This window comes from Enterococcus florum, from assembly GCF_004309355.1.
Taxonomy (GTDB): Bacteria; Bacillota; Bacilli; order Lactobacillales; family Enterococcaceae; genus Enterococcus_A; species Enterococcus_A florum.
Map to the genome: position 1 here is coordinate 108,114 of NZ_BJCC01000019.1, position 18,242 is coordinate 126,355.

The 18,242-nt window shown below is 41.4% G+C and carries 14 protein-coding genes and 1 riboswitch; all 14 genes read left to right on the forward strand.

Features of this window, described 5'->3' with window-relative positions:
* Positions 1-29 precede the first annotated feature (29 nt).
* The 14 genes from purM to lpdA all read left to right on the forward strand — a co-directional run bounded on the left by purM (position 30) and on the right by lpdA (position 18,173).
* Positions 30-1,076, forward strand: a complete 1,047-nt coding sequence (purM, locus tag NRIC_RS12110; protein ID WP_146622964.1) for a phosphoribosylformylglycinamidine cyclo-ligase — start codon at positions 30-32, stop codon at positions 1,074-1,076.
* Positions 1,073-1,645: a phosphoribosylglycinamide formyltransferase gene (purN, locus tag NRIC_RS12115; RefSeq protein WP_146622965.1), complete on the forward strand. Its 573-nt coding sequence runs from the start codon at positions 1,073-1,075 to the stop codon at positions 1,643-1,645. Before purM ends, purN begins: the two co-directional genes overlap by 4 nt.
* A 29-nt stretch (positions 1,646-1,674) precedes the next feature.
* Entirely contained in the window at positions 1,675-3,210 is a 1,536-nt protein-coding gene (gene purH / locus NRIC_RS12120) for a bifunctional phosphoribosylaminoimidazolecarboxamide formyltransferase/IMP cyclohydrolase (protein ID WP_146622966.1), read from the forward strand.
* Positions 3,211-3,270: 60 nt separating this feature from the next.
* Positions 3,271-4,521 (forward strand): phosphoribosylamine--glycine ligase, encoded by a 1,251-nt coding sequence (gene purD, locus NRIC_RS12125; protein ID WP_146622967.1) that lies wholly within the window; start codon positions 3,271-3,273, stop codon positions 4,519-4,521.
* A gap of 338 nt (positions 4,522-4,859) precedes the next feature.
* Positions 4,860-5,774 carry an aldo/keto reductase gene (locus tag NRIC_RS12130; RefSeq protein WP_146622968.1) on the forward strand — a complete coding sequence of 305 codons (915 nt, stop codon included), beginning with the start codon at positions 4,860-4,862 and terminating at the stop codon, positions 5,772-5,774.
* A 17-nt stretch (positions 5,775-5,791) separates the two neighbouring features.
* Entirely contained in the window at positions 5,792-6,229 is a 438-nt protein-coding gene (locus NRIC_RS12135; RefSeq protein WP_227873790.1) for a DUF3788 family protein, read from the forward strand.
* 124 nt (positions 6,230-6,353) lie between these two features.
* A complete protein-coding gene (guaC, locus tag NRIC_RS12140; protein WP_146622970.1) occupies positions 6,354-7,331 on the forward strand; it encodes a GMP reductase in 978 nt (325 codons plus the stop codon).
* A gap of 100 nt (positions 7,332-7,431) precedes the next feature.
* Positions 7,432-8,862: an aminotransferase-like domain-containing protein gene (locus tag NRIC_RS12145; protein ID WP_146622971.1), complete on the forward strand. Its 1,431-nt coding sequence runs from the start codon at positions 7,432-7,434 to the stop codon at positions 8,860-8,862.
* The gene (locus NRIC_RS12150; protein WP_146622972.1) at positions 8,855-9,613 is read left to right on the forward strand and encodes a nitroreductase family protein; all 759 of its coding nucleotides are present in this window, start codon (positions 8,855-8,857) and stop codon (positions 9,611-9,613) included. Before NRIC_RS12145 ends, NRIC_RS12150 begins: the two co-directional genes overlap by 8 nt.
* 23 nt (positions 9,614-9,636) lie before the next feature.
* Positions 9,637-9,805: riboswitch (M-box (ykoK) riboswitch) on the forward strand.
* 224 nt (positions 9,806-10,029) lie between these two features.
* Positions 10,030-12,633, forward strand: a complete 2,604-nt coding sequence (mgtA, locus tag NRIC_RS12155; RefSeq protein WP_175580075.1) for a magnesium-translocating P-type ATPase — start codon at positions 10,030-10,032, stop codon at positions 12,631-12,633.
* Positions 12,634-12,997: 364 nt separating this feature from the next.
* Complete coding sequence (pdhA, locus tag NRIC_RS12160; protein WP_146622974.1) at positions 12,998-14,107, forward strand: pyruvate dehydrogenase (acetyl-transferring) E1 component subunit alpha; 1,110 nt, start codon at positions 12,998-13,000, stop codon at positions 14,105-14,107.
* A gap of 3 nt (positions 14,108-14,110) precedes the next feature.
* Positions 14,111-15,088 (forward strand): alpha-ketoacid dehydrogenase subunit beta, encoded by a 978-nt coding sequence (locus NRIC_RS12165; protein ID WP_146622975.1) that lies wholly within the window; start codon positions 14,111-14,113, stop codon positions 15,086-15,088.
* Positions 15,089-15,106: 18 nt separating this feature from the next.
* Entirely contained in the window at positions 15,107-16,759 is a 1,653-nt protein-coding gene (locus tag NRIC_RS12170; protein ID WP_146622976.1) for a dihydrolipoyllysine-residue acetyltransferase, read from the forward strand.
* A gap of 7 nt (positions 16,760-16,766) precedes the next feature.
* Positions 16,767-18,173: a dihydrolipoyl dehydrogenase gene (gene lpdA, locus NRIC_RS12175; RefSeq protein ID WP_146622977.1), complete on the forward strand. Its 1,407-nt coding sequence runs from the start codon at positions 16,767-16,769 to the stop codon at positions 18,171-18,173.
* The last annotated feature ends 69 nt before the right edge of the window (positions 18,174-18,242 follow it).

An 18,242-nucleotide genomic window follows, 5' to 3' on the forward strand; every position in this document is an offset into this window, starting at 1 on the left:
AATCTATAAAAGATCAAGGAGAGAAATCAGTGGGAAATGCATATTCCAAGGCTGGCGTGGACGTTGAGGCTGGCTACGAAGTGGTAGAACGAATCAAGAAGCATGTAAAAAGAACAGAACGATTAGGGACCATGGGCGCGATCGGTGGTTTTGGGGGCTGTTTTGATCTAAGTCAATTTGAACTAAATGAACCCGTTCTAGTGTCGGGAACAGATGGCGTCGGCACTAAATTAATGGTGGCGATTCAGGCAAATCAGCATAGCACGATCGGTATCGATTGTGTAGCGATGTGTGTGAATGATATTGTCGCTCAAGGCGCAGAACCGCTATTTTTCTTGGATTATATTGCGACTGGCAAGAATGTCCCAGCTCGCCTGGAGCAAGTGGTTGCTGGTGTAGCAGAAGGCTGTGTTCAGGCTGGAGCCGCCTTGATCGGTGGTGAAACGGCTGAGATGCCTGGGATGTATGGTGAAGAGGATTATGATCTCGCAGGATTTACTGTGGGAGTTGCAGAAAAAAGTCAAATGATTACTGGGGAAGCGATTCAAGCAGGGGATGTTTTGATTGGATTGCCTTCTACTGGCATTCACTCGAATGGCTACTCTCTAGTACGCAAAATCTTTTTTGAACAAAAAAAGATGACTGTTGATTCAAAAATTCCTGAAATGGAGAACCAACGGCTAGCGGATCTTTTGCTGACACCAACACGCATTTATGTTGACTCTGTACTGCCGTTAGTGAAACAAAAGCTGGTTAATGGGATCGCTCATGTGACGGGGGGCGGTTTTGTTGAGAACCTGCCTCGTATGCTGCCGGAAACTCTTTCTTGTGAAATCGAACTAGGCTCTTGGCCAATCCTGCCGATTTTTGAAGTTATGCAAAAGTATGGAGAGATTCCAGTCATGGAGATGTACGAAATCTTTAATATGGGGATCGGAATGGTCTTAGCAGTATCTCCTGATAAACTAGAAAAACTACAAAATGTTTTAAAGGAATCGCAGGAAGAATTTTATCAAATCGGATGTATCAAAACCCGTGATGAAGAGCCGATTGAATTCAAGGGAGTACCAAAATGAGATTAGCGGTATTAGCTTCAGGAAATGGATCAAATTTTGAAGCAATTGTTCAGTCGATCGAGCACGGAAAGATCGATGCGGAGATCGTTTTGCTTTTTTCAGATCATCGAGATGCTTATGTGCTAGAGCGAGGAAAGAAGCATGATGTATTTACTCAAAGCTTCGAGTTGAAGGAATTTGAAAATAAAGCCTCCTATGAAAAAGCACTTTTGGAACTTTTGCAGAGTCAGCAAGTTGATTTGGTGATTCTTGCAGGATATATGCGTATCATCGGGAAAGACCTGCTGCAAGCTTATCCAAATAGAATCATCAACATTCACCCCGCTCTCTTGCCTGATTTTCCGGGACTTCATGGAATCAGAGATGCTTTTGAGGCGAGAGTTGAAGAAACCGGGGTGACAGTTCATTACGTTGACGATGGCGTGGATACCGGACCTATTATTGCTCAATCGGCTGTAAAGCTGGATCCCGCGGACACGTTGGAGACGTTGGAGGAAAAGATTCATGCGATTGAGCATCAATTGTATCCAGCAGTGATTGCTAAAATTGTTAAGGATCATCAACGCTAAGATATTTTAAAAGAGGGAGTTTGAAAGCAATGAAACGAGCACTAATTAGTGTATCAGATAAAACAGGAATTGTTGACTTCACAAAGGGGTTAGTGCAACAAGGGATTGAAATCATTTCTACAGGGGGAACAAAAAAGGCATTAGAGGATGCAGGAATTAAGACACTCAGTATCGATGAGGTAACGGGCTTTCCTGAAATGATGGATGGTCGAGTAAAAACACTCCATCCTAAAATCCATGGCGGCTTATTAGGCCGCCGTGACTTAGACACACACATGCAAGCAATGCAGGAATTTGATATTCAGCCGATTGATTTCGTTTGTGTCAATTTATATCCTTTCAAAGAAACCATCAGCAACCCGGATGTCACTGAAGAAGCAGCCATTGAAAATATCGATATCGGCGGACCAAGCATGCTGCGTTCGGCTGCCAAAAACTTCGCTTCTGTCACTGTAGTTGTTGACCCAGCGGATTACCAAACAGTGCTAGACGAGCTGGCAGAAGATCAACAAACCCGATTGGAAACTAGAAAGCGATTAGCAGCGAAGGTGTTTCGTCATACGGCTGCTTATGACAGCTTGATTGGTGAATATTTAACCCGATCGATAGGAGAAACAGAGCCAGAGAAACTATCACTTACATTTGATCTAAAACAATCATTACGATATGGAGAAAACAGCCATCAGAAGGCTTCGTTTTATCAATCTGCTTTACCAGTTTCTTTCTCAATCGCCAGTGCCAAGCAGCTTCATGGAAAAGAGCTTTCCTATAACAATATCAAAGATGCTGATGCCGCCTTGCGAATCATACGTGAATTTGAAGAGCCCACAGTCGTTGCATTAAAGCACATGAATCCTTGTGGGATCGGAAGCGGCGCAACGATTAGCCAGGCCTATCAATATGCTTATGAAGCAGATCCGGTGTCGATTTTTGGCGGGATTTTAGTCGCAAATCGTGCGATCGACGAGGAAACCGCAATTGAAATGCATAAATTATTTTTAGAGATCATCATCGCTCCAAGCTTCACTCCTGCAGCTTTTGAGATCCTTGCAAAGAAAAAAAATGTACGGTTGTTAACGCTAGATTTCTCTGAAATGGAAACACAGGGTGCATTCGAAACAGTTTCCGTATTAGGCGGCTTATTAGTACAGGATCAGGATTTAATCACTGAGTCCGTCGATCAATGGGAAGTAGCGACAGAAAGAATCCCTAGCGACGAAGAATTAAAAGCATTAAGTTTTGCATGGAAAGCTGTTAAGCATGTCAAGTCTAATGCGATTGTAGTCGCTAATCAGTATCAAACGGTTGGAATCGGCGCAGGGCAAATGAATCGTGTAGGCTCGGTGAAGATTGCATTAGAGCAAGCAAAAGATAAAATGTCCGGGGCTGTGTTAGCAAGTGATGCATATTTTCCGATGGATGACAGTGTTGAATATGCTGCTCAGCACGGCATCAAAGCGATCGTACAACCAGGTGGAAGTATTCGCGATAAAGATTCGATCGAAATGGCCAATAAATATGGGATCGCTATGGTCTTTACAGGTGGTCGGCATTTCAGACATTGATATCTTTGCAGTAAAGTATATGGAACGGGAACGAGAAGGAAGAAAACGAGGAGGTACTAAATGAAGGTGCTGATTATTGGCAGTGGCGGACGAGAACATGCTATTGCAAAAAAAATCTTAGAAAGTCCTAAGGTGACAGCCGTTTACTGTGCAATGGGGAATCCTGGGATGGAAAAAGATGGGATTCAAACGGTTCCAATCGTTGAAAATGATCATCAGAAGTTGATTTCTTTTGTTAAAGACAACCAAATCGATTGGACTTTTGTTGGTCCTGAAGTGCCCTTGTTAAATGGAATCGTTGATGATTTTCAAGCAGCGGGATTAAAAGCTTTCGGGCCAAATAAAGATGCCGCGATGATTGAGGGTTCAAAAGAATTTGCTAAAAAAATAATGGTCGATAACGACATTCCGACTGCAGAGTACGCAGCTTTTACTGATTATACATCTGCTTGCAGCTATGTGAAGGAAAAAGGTGCACCGATCGTTATCAAGGCGGACGGCTTAGCTGCTGGCAAAGGAGTTACTGTTGCTTTTACGATGGAAGAAGCTTTGACTGCCTTGAAGGAAATGATGGCAGAAAATAAGTTCGGAGAAAGCGGCGCGAAAGTCGTGATCGAAGAATTTTTAGACGGTGAAGAATTCTCTTTATTGGCCTTCGTACGGAATGACGAAGTGTACCCAATGGTGATTGCTCAAGATCACAAGCGAGCATTCGACCAAGATAAAGGGCCGAATACAGGCGGCATGGGTGCGTACTCACCAGTACCTCAAATTCGTGAAGCGATGGTTGATGAGGCCATCAATCAAATTTTAAAACCCGCAGCAAAAGGAATGATCAAAAATAAAACACCTTTCACAGGTATTTTATATGCAGGATTGATTGCTACAAAAGAGGGACCAAAAGTCATCGAGTTCAATGCACGCTTTGGCGATCCCGAAACGCAAGTTGTTTTGCCTAGGATGGCCAGCGACTTAGCAATGGTTATCGACGATCTGTTGAATGGTAAAGTCCCAGAATTGGTATGGAAGGATATCGCTTCGATCGGTGTTGTAGTAGCGGCAGAAGGCTATCCAGGTTCTTATCAAAAAGGAATGAAGCTTCCATCATTTTCTGGGGATGTGACGATCTTTTACGCGGGAGTAGCCGAAAAAGACGGTCAACTAACTGCTAACGGTGGAAGAGTCCTTTTGGTTGAAGCCAGTGCTGAAACAATTCAAGAAGCGCAAAAGAAGGCTTATCATGCCTTAGAGAGCCAAAAGATGCAAGGCTTATTCTATCGAAAAGATATTGGCGATAAAAGCTACAAATAGCATGACCACTAAAAGTGCGGAAACGCGCTTTTTTTTGTGCGATGATTTATTCACTTTAAAATTTATGGCTGTCACTTGTTGATTCTTTGAACATTCTAAGTGTATAATAAATTGGCCTTTTGTTTTACGAGATATCAATATCGCAAAACCAATATCTATCTCCTAAAATGAATTAGATTAAGCGATAATCAGTAGATTGTGAAATGTTGGTAGAACACTTATTTATACCTCTTTCTTTATGAAATTTATGGGTTTTAAATAAAGTGTTTAAAAAATGACAAATATTATAATAAATGCTAAAATGAAAAATGAAAATAGGATTAGATTGAGGTGGCGGAATGAAGAAAGTAAAATTTGGAAAAACAGATTTAGATGTAGCTGCAATCATTTTAGGCTGCATGCGTATAAATAAGGCAGAGAATCCGACAAAAGTGATCGAGACAGCGTACAATGAAGGGATCAACTTCTTTGACCATGCAGATATTTATTCTGGGGGGGAATGTGAGTCCATTTTTGCTTCGGCTTTAGAAAAGACGGAGATTTCCAGAGAAAAATTGGTCATTCAGAGCAAATGCGGCATCATACCCGGGAAAATGTTTGATTTCTCCAAAGAGCATATTATTTCCTCCGTTGAAGGAAGTTTAAAACGCCTGAAAACCGATTATTTGGATGCGTTACTATTGCATCGCCCGGACACACTGGTCGAACCAGAAGAAGTGGCTGAAGCATTTTCTCAGTTGGAAAAGCAAGGAAAAGTACGTTATTTTGGCGTAAGCAACCAAAGTCCTAATCAGATCGAATTGTTAAAGACAGCAGTCACTCAACCATTAGTTGCCAACCAATTGCAATTTGGGATTATGCATACTGGAATGATCGACCAGGGAATCCATGTTAATATGACAGATGCGAGAAGTATTGACCATGATGGAGAAATCTTAAATTACTCACGTATCAATCAAATGACGATCCAAGCTTGGTCTCCGTACCAGTATGGTTTTTTTGAGGGAGTCTTTATTGACAACCCGAAATTCCCAGAATTAAACCAAAAATTAGCCGAATTGTCTGATAAGTATTATACCACACCAACAGGATTGGCAAGTGCGTGGATTCTTCGCCATCCAGCGAATATGCAAGTAATCGCGGGAACGATGAACATAGACCGCATCAAACAAATTGCAAGAGCTTCTCAGATTGTATTGTCGAAGGAGGACTGGTACAGCATTTACCTTGCTGCCGGAAATGACATGCCCTAATGGAAGAGGTGAGGGCTATGGAAAACAAATGGCAAACGAAGCAATTAAAAGAAGAAAAACCAGAATTAAGTACATTTATGGACTTTTTGCCAAACTCGCATTATTTGAAAATCTTATTGGCGCAATTGAATCGCCATTACGATCCAGAGGTCAAAATAATGTTTCAAAAAAAATTCGGGTGGTATATCGAAATTGTCCAATATGGTGGACTGTTATGCCGTATTCTAGTCCATGATGACTATTTTTCAGTTATCACACCTATCCCGCCATTTGCCAAAGACTATTTAGACCCAATGCTGAAAGTCATGTCGAACGAATTCAAAGCTGTTTATCTTCATACGATCAACGGGGCGAATCAAATCGAGATGAAGGTGACCTCGGAGGCAGAGATGGAAGACGTGGTTTATCTTGTTAGTCTACAGGCAAAAATGTTAAGGGAAAACCAAATCGTTTAGAGGAATGTTCGGGTTTGGTCATGACAATTTGAAAAAGGGCTTGATTTTTAACTTTATTTGTTGTAAATTACGTAGGGATCAAAATCCCTGCGTTTTTTATGTCTTTCATCATGGAGGGTCCTTAGTGAAAATATTTGATTATGAAGATGTGCAGTTAGTTCCAAATAAATGTATTGTAAACAGTCGTTCAGAATGTGACACTAGTATAACTCTAGGCAAGCACACATTCAGAATGCCGGTCGTCCCAGCAAATATGCAAACGATCGTGGATGAAGAAATTGCCGAATTTTTGGCTGAAAATGGCTATTTCTATATTATGCATCGTTTTGATGAATTGGATCGCATTCCATTTATTAAAAGAATGCAAGAGAAAAAGTTGATTACTTCAATCAGTGTGGGTGTGAAAGCCAATGAGTATATGTTTGTTGAGGAGTTAGCTAGTCAAAAGCTGCAACCAGACTATATGACCATCGATATAGCTCATGGGCATTCTGATAGTGTCATCAGAATGATCAAACATATTAAGATGCATTTGCCTAATACGTTTGTTATCGCTGGAAATGTTGGTACCCCCGAAGCTGTACGTGAATTAGAGAATGCCGGTGCGGATGCAACGAAAGTTGGTATAGGGCCTGGCAAGGTTTGCATCACTAAAATCAAAACGGGTTTTGGAACCGGAGGATGGCAACTTTCTGCACTGCGATGGTGTGCAAAAGCAGCACGTAAACCGATTCTCGCGGATGGCGGGATTCGTACACACGGAGACATCGCAAAATCGGTGCGTTTTGGTGCTTCAATGGTGATGATCGGGTCACTTTTTGCCGGCCATGAAGAATCGCCTGGAGAAACAAAGGTGGAAAATGGTGTGGTGTACAAGGAATACTTCGGAAGTGCGTCTGAATTTCAAAAAGGTGAAAAGAGAAATGTTGAAGGTAAGAAAATTTGGATTCCTTATAAAGGTAGTTTAAAAGACACATTGGTTGAGATGGAACAAGATTTACAATCCTCCATTTCTTATGCTGGCGGAAAAGATTTGGAAGCCATCCGTAAAGTTGATTATGTCATTGTAAAAAATTCTATTTTTAATGGGGATACCATTTAAGTATAGAGAGGCGGCTTATGTAAGTCGTCTTTTTTTGTATTTGACAAGGTAGCTAAATTGGGTTAGTTTTGGATCATCCAATTAGAAAAGAGTGTTTTTCATGTGGTTCTTGAACAAAACAGAAAAAAAACCGATCTACCAACAGATCATTGAACAAATCGTTACTTATATTCAAGAAGGACAATTGCAGCCAGGAGAACGATTGCCATCGGAACGGCGATTGGCTGAAGCATTCGATGTCAATCGTTCTACAGTCGTCCATGCTCTAGATGAGTTGGCTGCTCTTGGCTGGGTTCTTCGCAAACGAGGCAGCGGAACGATCGTCAACGAAACAAAGTGGGGGCGAAGTGCTGCACCGCGTGTTGATTGGCGAAAAATGCTTAAACCTGATTCTTATCAAAAGGATCCTTATTTGCAGGCACTACAAGAAAAGACCAAGGAAAAAACAGTGATGAATCTTTTTTCTGGAGAGCTCCCTTTGAATCTGATTCCAGATTTTCGTTTTCCTTCTTATACATGGGAAGAGTTGCTGATCGAAGAAAGAAAACAAACCGAGTTGGGATATCCACTACTTCAAGAGGTTATTTGCAAACGATTAAAAAGCGAACAAGATATTCAGGTCGACAGTAGCCAAATCTTGATAACCTCAGGTGCTCAACAGGCATTATTCTTATTATTGCAGGTCTTATTGGAGAATGGGGATACCGTTGCGATCGAAGACCCGTCATTTCTCTATTCATTGCCTATTTTTGAGACTGCCGGTATCAAGGTTTACGGCGTTTCCTCTGACCAAGCAGGAATCAGGATCGATGAATTGGAACAATTAATACTTGCAAAGCGCATCAAACTGATCATTGTGAATCCGACCTTTCAAAATCCTACTGGACAAACGATGTCTCTAAAGCGAAGAGAAGAACTGATTGCATTAAGTTTAAAATATCAAATCCCGTTGATAGAGGACGATGTGTTTAGTGAATTGCATTTCAAAAAACTGCCTTTATCGCTAAAGGCGATTTCTCCGCGTCAGGTCATTCATTTGGGGTCTTTGTCCAAAATCTTTGGATCATCGATCAAAATTGGCTGGATCGTAGCTGATCGCGCCTTGATTCAGCGGTTGGCTGAGGCAAAACAAAGGATGGACTTTTCTATTAGTATTTTCCCGCAAGTAATCGCTCATACCGCCTTATCGGATAAATCATTTGAGAAAAACCGAGCACACTTAGTACAAACCTTGAAAGAAAGGGCAGAATATTTTGAGAACATCGTGGATGAACTCGGTTCGAACTGGACGTGTCATCCAATTCAGGGAGGACTCTATGGCTGGTTGACTTGGAAAGGGAGAACTCTGACACGAAAAGACTGGCGGATTTTCTTGCAAAAAAATCTACTGGTGGCGCCCTCTTTTCTTTTCAGTAATGATACAATGTCTATGCGGATAAATTATACGCGTATGTCTTTTGATGAAATGAATGATTTTGTTAAAAGACTCAAAGAGATTTCAATTTGTTTAGGAGGGGAATCGGTTGAATGAAACGTTAAAGGTTATGAAGGAACATCGTACGTATCGTGATTTTGATGAAAACTACCAGTTAAAACAAGAGGATCTGCAGTACATCCTTGATGCAAGCAGGCAGGCACCGAGTTGGATGAATGGACAAATGTATAGCATAATCGTAATAAGGGATTTAGAGCTGCGACGAAAATTCGTAGACATGAATCCTGGAAATCCTCACATGTTGAAAAGTTCGGTTTTCTTGTTATTCGTTGCAGATTTAAAGCGAACGAAAAAAGTCGCAGACCATTTCGAGGTTGATTATCCTATGAATAAGGGCTTAGATTTTTTGATTACTGCCGTTACAGACGCTTCTTTAGCTTTGGAAAATGCAGTCATTGCTGTAGAGGCACTAGGATTAGGCAGTGTTGTAGTTGGAAGCATTCGTAAAGATATCGATGAAATCAGTCGCTTGTTGAATTTGCCAGATTATGTGATGCCGCTTGCTGGGCTGAGCATTGGCAAACCGATCGTTGAGATGCGAGTAAAACCTCGCTTGCCTGAAAAGGCAGTTATTCATTATGATCACTATCAGGACTATGATTACGATGTTATTGAGGAATATGTCACGACGATGCAGACCTTTGCTGAAGCACGTGAAACGAAACTGTGGAGTCAAAAGTTTGCTGATTATTTTTCAGCAGGGCCCAATACAAAAGTGGATAAATTCTTACAAAAACAAAAGTTGTTTTCTGAAAACCAATCATCATCATTGACAGATCTAAAATAATTGATTATAGTGATGTTGAAAATATAATTAATTGTTAGGTGAGGCTCCTATATGGACACAAGCTGCTGCCGCGAAAGAATCGAGAGACTCTTAGTTGGTGGAACAGGAATCATCGTGAAGGTGATTCATAATGCAGCTGACAGATATTCTGTCTACGCCCTATAGTGCTAAAGCTCGACGATGACCATGATTGCTAAAGCGCGTGCTCATTTTCGAGTGCGCGCTTTTTTATGTGCTGTTCGTTGTACATATCCGGTAAGAGACAGCAAATCATGCACTGTTCAATGAGACTTATCTATGAGGAATGAAAGAGAGGTGAGGGACAATGGATCATCCTGAAGGAAGTAGTCAAAGAAAAGCGAAAACACGATCGAAGAGAACTTACGTTTTCTTCAATGTTAGGAGGAATTATGATGATGAACAGAAAAAACCTCATCTCACGCAAAGTAAACAAAGACCAAGAATTAAAAAAACTGGCAATACTATCTGATCGCGATCTTTTTTTGACTCTGCGCACTTCGTTGCAAGGTCTATCGGAAAAGGATGCTCAGTCGCGGTTAGAAGAATATGGTCCTAATGAAGTTTCTGCACAAAAACCTACACCAGCCTTGTTATTATTTATTCAAGCATTCAATGACTTGTTTGTATATGTATTGGCTTTGTTAATGGTCGTTTCTATTTTAACAGCGGATTATGAAGCTGCTATCGTTATGGGTATTATGATTTTATCTAGTGCGCTGATTACATTCATTCAAGAATATCGGTCGCAAAAGGCCAGTATTGAGTTAAAGGAACTGATTGAAAATACTGCAGCGATCACTCGTGAAGGAGAAACAAAAGAAATTCCTATGGATGAAGTCGTTCCAGGAGACATTCTAACACTAGCGACTGGAGACATGATTCCTGCAGATGCTGTTTTGATCTGGACAAAGGATTTGTTTGTGAACCAATCCTCTTTGACCGGGGAATCAATGCCTGTCGAAAAATTTGTGTCTGATCAGAAAGTAGGACAGGATGACACGGCGTTGGATACAACGAATCTTGTGTTTATGGGAACGGATGTGTTAAGCGGACAAGGAAAAGCTATTATTTTAAAAACAGGACAACACACTTTTTTTGGTGATATTGCCAAAAATGCTACTACTAAAAGGGGAAAAACTTCTTTTGATAGCGGCTTGTCACGAGTTAGTAAAGTATTGCTGCGGTTGATTCTGGTACTATTCCCATTGGTTTTTGTAATCAACGGGATTACCAAGGGGGATTGGGGAAATGCATTCTTCTTTGCCATTGCAGTCGCGGTCGGGTTGACTCCTGAAATGCTGCCAATGATCGTGAGCTCTAATTTAGCCAAAGGAGCGATGACACTATCGAAGCACAAAGTGATCGTTAAGGAGCTCCCTTCCATTCAAAATTTAGGCAGTATGGATGTGTTATGTACTGATAAAACAGGGACAATCACTGAAGATCGAGTGGTATTGGTGCAGCATCTGGATCCGTTAGGAAAGGAAAATGACGAAGTTTTAGATTTGGCTTTTCTAAATTCAACACATCAAACAGGTTGGAAAAACTTGATGGATATCGCGGTAATTAATTACTATGAAGAACAGAAGCGGCAATTGAATTTTAAGGATGTTCAAAAGATCGATGAAATTCCTTTTGATTTTTCTCGTCGCCGGTTAACAGTAGTGGTAAAAGCGGACGGCCACCAATGGATGATCACTAAAGGTGCTGTTGAGGAAATGTCTGCGGTGTGTAAATATGTTGAAATCAATGGAGAGATCTTAGAATTGACCGAAGATCTACGACAACAACTAAATGAAGTCAATGAAACAATGAATCGTCAAGGAATGCGTGTAATCACGGTTGCAATGAAAAGAGATGCACACAGCGATGCAGTATACAGTGTGGAGGATGAAAAGGATATGACCTTAATTGGTTTTATGGGCTTTTTAGATCCCGCAAAGGAATCTGCGATCACAGCAATCTCGTCTTTGCATCAACACGGTGTTTCCGTGAAAGTTCTGACTGGTGACAATGCAATTGTGGCTCAAAAAGTTTGTCAAGATGTCGGAATCGATGCTGCTCAATACTTGCTTGGTACACAAGTAGACGAGTTAACGGATGAGCAGCTGCAAAACAAAGCCGAACAGATTCATTTGTTTGCAAAACTTAATCCTATGCAAAAAGCAAGAATCATTGAAGCATTACAAACCAGCGGACACACTGTGGGCTTTATGGGAGATGGTATCAATGACGCTCCGGCTCTAAGAAAAGCAGATGTGGGTATTTCGGTAGACACCGCTGCTGATATCACGAAGGATGCAAGCTCCATCATTTTACTAGAGAAGAGCTTGAATGTGCTAGAAAATGGAGTGATCGAAGGCAGACGTGTGTTTAGCAATATGATGAAATATATCAAAATTACAATCAGTTCAAACTTCGGAAATGTTTTCTCTATTCTGGTGGCCAGTGCTTTCTTGCCATTTTTACCAATGCTGTCTTTGCAGCTGCTGTTACAAAATCTCATTTATGATATCGCTCAATTGACAATTCCTTGGGATAGAGTAGATGAGGAAGAGTTAGAGAGACCAACACGCTGGGAAACTACCGGGTTGATGAAGTTTACGATTTTCATTGGGCCTGTTAGTTCGATCTTTGACATTTTGACCTTTTTAGTGATGTGGTTTGTTTTTGGAGCAAATACGATCGCAGAACAAAGCCTTTTTCAAACAGGTTGGTTTATGGTCGGATTAGCAACACAAGCATTAGTCGTGTTAATGGTAAGAACAAGAAAAATTCCGTTCTTACAAAGCCGTTCCTCATTGCCTGTATTATTCAGTTTGCTAGGCGCTGTAGGTGTAGGGATTACGATCGTTCTGACCCCATTACGCGAACAATTTGATTTCGTGCAATTGCCTGTAAATTATTGGATCTGGTTCGTTGGCATTGTCGCAGCATATATGCTTGCGATTCAAATAGCAAAATATTTTTATATAAAAATCACAAGAGAATGGATCTAATTGTAACAGAGTAGCTACCTATGCTACTCTGTTTTTTTGACTGGAATGTTATAAGCTGTTTTAGTAAATAGTTCTTAATTTCACAAGAAGGTGAAAAGTGAAAAAAACGTTTTTAAGCCGTTTTAAAAGCGTTTATAAATTAGCACAACCACTATTTTAACGCTTTTTTTATTGAATAATAGTATTCCGTTTTTAAACTCACAAGCTATAATTGTAAATCGCTTTATTTTGTTCAGAATGCCACAGCATATTTGTTGTCATTCGCGTATAAAAATGGTACTTTAGTATTGTAAGCAGTAAAACAATAATACAGATTAGTTAGCTGTATTAATGAAATGATCAACAGAGAGGAATGTATTACAACATGGCAGAAAAAAAGAACAAGATTAATTTTGAAGCCTTAATGGAGAACATCAATGCTGATTTCCCGATTTATCAAGCCCTTGATCAAGAGGGGAAGATCGTCAACGAAGAATTAGTTCCTGATCTATCTGATGATGAATTGGTGGAGTTAATGAAGCGTATGGTTTGGTCACGTGTTTTGGATCAACGTTCAACGGCATTGAATCGTCAAGGGCGACTTGGTTTTTATGCGCCTACAGCAGGGCAAGAAGCGAGTCAGCTGGCTAGTCACTTTGCATTTGAAAAAGAAGATGTGCTTCTTCCTGGCTATCGAGATGTTCCACAACTTATTCAACATGGTCTGCCGCTTTCAGAAGCATTCCTATGGTCTCGTGGTCACATGGCAGGTAATTTATACCCAGAGGATCTTCAAGCGTTACCTCCACAAATTATTATCGGCGCACAATACGTTCAAGCAGCGGGAGTAGCACTGGGCTTGAAGAAGCGAAATAAAAAGAATGTTGTGTTCACTTATACGGGTGACGGTGGTTCATCACAAGGTGATTTTTATGAAGCAATCAACTTTGCAGGAGCCTATAAGGCAAATGCTGTTTTCTATATTCAAAACAATGGATTTGCTATCTCAACACCTCGAGAAAAACAAACAGCTGCTAAAACATTGGCTCAAAAGGCGGTAGCTGCTGGGATTCCTGGTATTCAAGTAGATGGAATGGACCCATTGGCAGTTTACACTGTCTCAAAAATGGCTCGCGAATGGTCGATCAATGGAAATGGTCCGGTTCTGATCGAAGCGTTGACTTATCGTTATGGTCCTCATACCTTATCAGGAGATGATCCAACCCGCTATCGTACCAAAGATATGGATGATGAATGGCAATTGAAAGATCCATTGATCCGTTTCCGGAATTACCTGGCTGAAAAAGGATTATGGTCCGAAGACAAAGAAGAGGAAATCATTGAACAAACGAAAGAAGAGATCAAACAAGCAATTGCAGATGCAGATCGTGCACCTAAGCAAAAGATCTCTGATTTCTTAAAGAATATGTATGAAGTACAACCGCAAAACATCAAGGAACAAATTGAATTTTATGAAGCAAAGGAGTCGAAATAAATCATGGCACAAAAAACAATGATCCAAGCAATTACAGATGCCTTAGCTCTGATGCTTGAAAAAGAAGAAGATGTCCTAGTATTTGGGGAAGATGTCGGCAGCAACGGTGGTGTTTTCCGAGCGACAGAGGGTCTACAGGAAAAATTTGGAGAAGAACGTGTATTCGATACCCCGCTTGCTGAATCAGGAATCGGAGGTCTCGCGTTTGGTTTGGCTTTAGAAGGATTTCGTCCTGTTCCAGAAATCCAGTTCTTCGGGTTTGTCTTCGAGGCAATGGATGAGATCGTCGGACAAATGGCGCGCACCCGCTACCGTATGGGAAATACAAGAAATTTACCTGTAACGATTCGAGCACCTTTTGGCGGAGGCGTTCATACACCAGAATTGCACTCAGACAACTTAGAAGGTCTAATGGCGCAATCTCCAGGATTACGAGTGGTAATTCCATCTAACCCATATGATGCCAAAGGATTATTGATCGCTTCTATTCGAAACAACGATCCGGTCGTTTTCCTAGAGCACATGAAGTTGTATCGCTCGTTCCGTGACGAAGTACCGGAGGGAATTTATGAAGTACCGTTAGACAAAGCAGCAGTAACTAGAGAGGGTTCAGATGTTTCAATCATTACCTATGGCGCGATGGTGCGTGAAGCAATCAAAGCGGCAGACAATTTAGCAAAAGAAGATATCAGCGTTGAAATTGTCGATCTTCGCACGGTGGCTCCTTTGGACGTTCAAACGATCATCAAATCCGTTGAAAAAACTGGGCGGGTAGTGGTAGTTCAGGAAGCACAAAAACAAGCCGGAGTTGCTGCACAAGTAGTTTCAGAGATATCTGAACGTTCAATTCTTTCATTAGAAGCACCGATTGGCCGTGTTTCTGCTCCAGATACGATTTTCCCATTTGGACAGGCAGAAGGTATTTGGTTGCCAAATGCAGCAGATATCGAAGTAAAAGTGAAAGAAATCGTTGAGTTTTAAAAAAGGAGCGAATAAAGAATGGCTTATCAATTTAAATTGCCGGATATTGGAGAAGGTATCGCAGAAGGTGAAATCGTTAAATGGTTTGTAAAACCTGGTGATACGATCGAAGAAGACGACACGTTATTAGAAGTTCAAAACGATAAATCAGTGGAAGAAATTCCTTCACCCGTTACTGGAACGATCAAAACGATTGTTGTTGAAGAAGGAACTGTAGCTAATGTTGGAGATATTCTAGTAGAAATTGACGCTGAAGGACAGACGGATACATCTGATTCAGAGAAGACTTCTGCTCCCGATGAAGAACAGACGCCGGCTCATCCAGCGGCTGAACCAACAGAAAGTTCTAACGGCGAAGGAGTATTCCAGTTCAAATTACCAGATATCGGAGAAGGGATTGCGGAGGGCGAAATCGTCAAATGGTTTGTAAAATCTGGCGATACGATCGAAGAAGACGATACATTGCTAGAGGTTCAAAATGACAAATCAGTAGAAGAAATTCCTTCACCTGTTAAGGGGACAATCAAAACCATTTTAGTTGAAGAAGGCACAGTAGCTAATGTCGGGGACGTCTTAGTAGAAATTGACGCACCTGGACATAACAGTGCCGCTTCAAGTGATCCAGTAAAAGAAAAGGATTCCGAATCTACTGAGGAATCAGCAAAAGGTGTCTCAAAAGATACTTCAGGTGAAGCAGCTGATCCCAATAAGCGAGTTTTAGCGATGCCGTCCGTGCGTCAATTTGCTCGTGAAAAAGATGTAGAAATCACTCAAGTTTCCGCTACTGGAAAAGGTGGACGTGTGACCAAAGAAGATATCGAAAACTTCTTGTCTGGCGGTGGTCAGCAAACAGAATCCCAAGCTGAAAAAATCGAAGCAGCTGAAAAAGCAACAGCCGGTTCTGAAGTTTCAGAACCATCTAAACCCAAAGCTGCCCCAGCAACCCCTTATCGTTCAGATATGGGTGAGATGGAAACTCGTGAAAAAATGACGCCAACGCGAAAAGCAATTGCCAAGGCGATGGTCAATAGTAAACAAACGGCTCCGCATGTAACATTGCATGATGAAGTTGAAGTATCTAAACTTTGGGATCATCGTAAAAAATTCAAAGAAGTTGCAGCTGAAAATGGCACTAAACTTACTTTCTTGCCTTACGTGGTAAAAGCGTTGACTGCTACAGTGAAGAAATATCCTGTCTTAAATGCTTCAATTGATGATGCTGCTCAAGAGATTGTTTACAAAAACTATTACAACATCGGGATTGCGACAGATACGGATCACGGGTTGTATGTTCCGAATATTAAAAATGCCAATATGAAAAGTATGTTTGCGATTGCTGATGAAATCAACGAAAAGGCTGCTGAAGCACATGATGGAAAACTATCAGCAGAGGATATGCGAAATGGAACTATCAGTATTTCAAACATTGGTTCTGTCGGCGGCGGATTTTTCACACCGGTGATTAACCATCCTGAGGTTGCCATACTAGGTGTTGGAACGATTTCGCAACAACCAATCGTCAATCAAGAAGGTGAACTAGCAGTCGGTCGCGTAATGAAATTATCGCTGAGCTTTGACCATCGAATTGTTGATGGAGCGACTGCGCAACAGGCCATGAACAACATCAAACGTCTATTGGCTGAACCAGAACTATTACTAATGGAAGGATGATTGAAACATGGTAGTTGGAGATTTCGCGATTGAATTAGATACAGTGATCATCGGTGCGGGGCCTGGCGGGTATGTTGCCGCCATCCGTGCTGCACAAATGGGACAAACCGTCGCCATTATTGAAAGGGAATATATCGGCGGTGTTTGTCTGAACGTCGGATGTATTCCATCTAAAGCCTTGATCGCTGCTGGGCATCATTATCAAGAATCATTGGATTCAACGACATTTGGTGTAACTAGCGAAAATGTAAAATTGGATTTTACAAAAACCCAAGAATGGAAACAAAGCCAAGTCGTAGATAAATTAACTGGCGGTGTGAAATTTTTACTTAAAAAGCATAAAATCGAAACGATTGAAGGAGAAGCATTCTTCGTGGATGATCATACTCTACGTGTGATCCATCCAGACTCAGCTCAAACGTATTCCTTCAACAACGCGATTGTTGCTACAGGTTCTCGTCCAATTGAGATTCCTGGGTTCAAATTCGGCGGCAGGGTCTTGGATTCGACTGGCGGACTAAGCTTGGAAGAAGTTCCTAAGAAATTTGTAATCATCGGCGGTGGTGTCATCGGAGCTGAGCTTGGCGGAGCGTATGCCAATTTAGGCTCTGACGTAACCATTCTTGAAGGGACTCCGCAAATCTTGCCTACGTATGAAAAAGACATGGTAAAGATCGTGGAAGATGATTTCAAGAAAAAAGGAGTCAAGATCATTACCTCGGCGATGGCTAGAGAAGCGAAGGATAACGGCGACAGTGTAAGTATTCGCTATGAAGTAGATGGCAAGGAAGAAACCATTGAGGCGGATTATGTCATGGTAACCGTTGGGCGTTGGCCAAATACGAATGACATGGGACTTGAACAAGCTGGAGTTGAAATGGACGAGCGCGGCTTGATCCACGTTAACGAACAGGGACAGACGAATATTTCAAACATTTATGCAATTGGAGATGTCACTCCCGGAGCGGCCTTAGCTCATAAAGCCAGCTACGAAGCTAAAATCGTTGCTGAAGCAATTTCTGGTAAAAAAGTTGCGATTGATTATAAAGCAATGCCTGCTGTTGCGTTTACTGATCCAGAACTTGCTTCTGTTGGGATGACGATCAAAGAAGCCAAAGAAGCTGGCTTAGAGGCAAAAGCGTATAAATTCCCATTTTCCGGGAATGGACGCGCGCTGTCTCTAGCCAAAACAGAAGGCTTTATTCGATTGGTCACAACCGTTGAAGACAATGTGATCATCGGTGCTCAAATTGCTGGTGTTAGTGCCAGTGATATGGTATCGGAATTGGCGTTAGCGATCGAATCTGGAATGAATGCAGAGGATATCGCATTGACGATTCACCCGCATCCGTCATTAGGAGAAATTGTGATGGATGCTTCAGAACTAGCTTTAGGCTTGCCTATTCATACCTAAAATTGATAAGCCGAGTGGAAACGCTCGGCTTTTTTGTGTTCTAAAAGCATGGTACACTATGAATGGAAT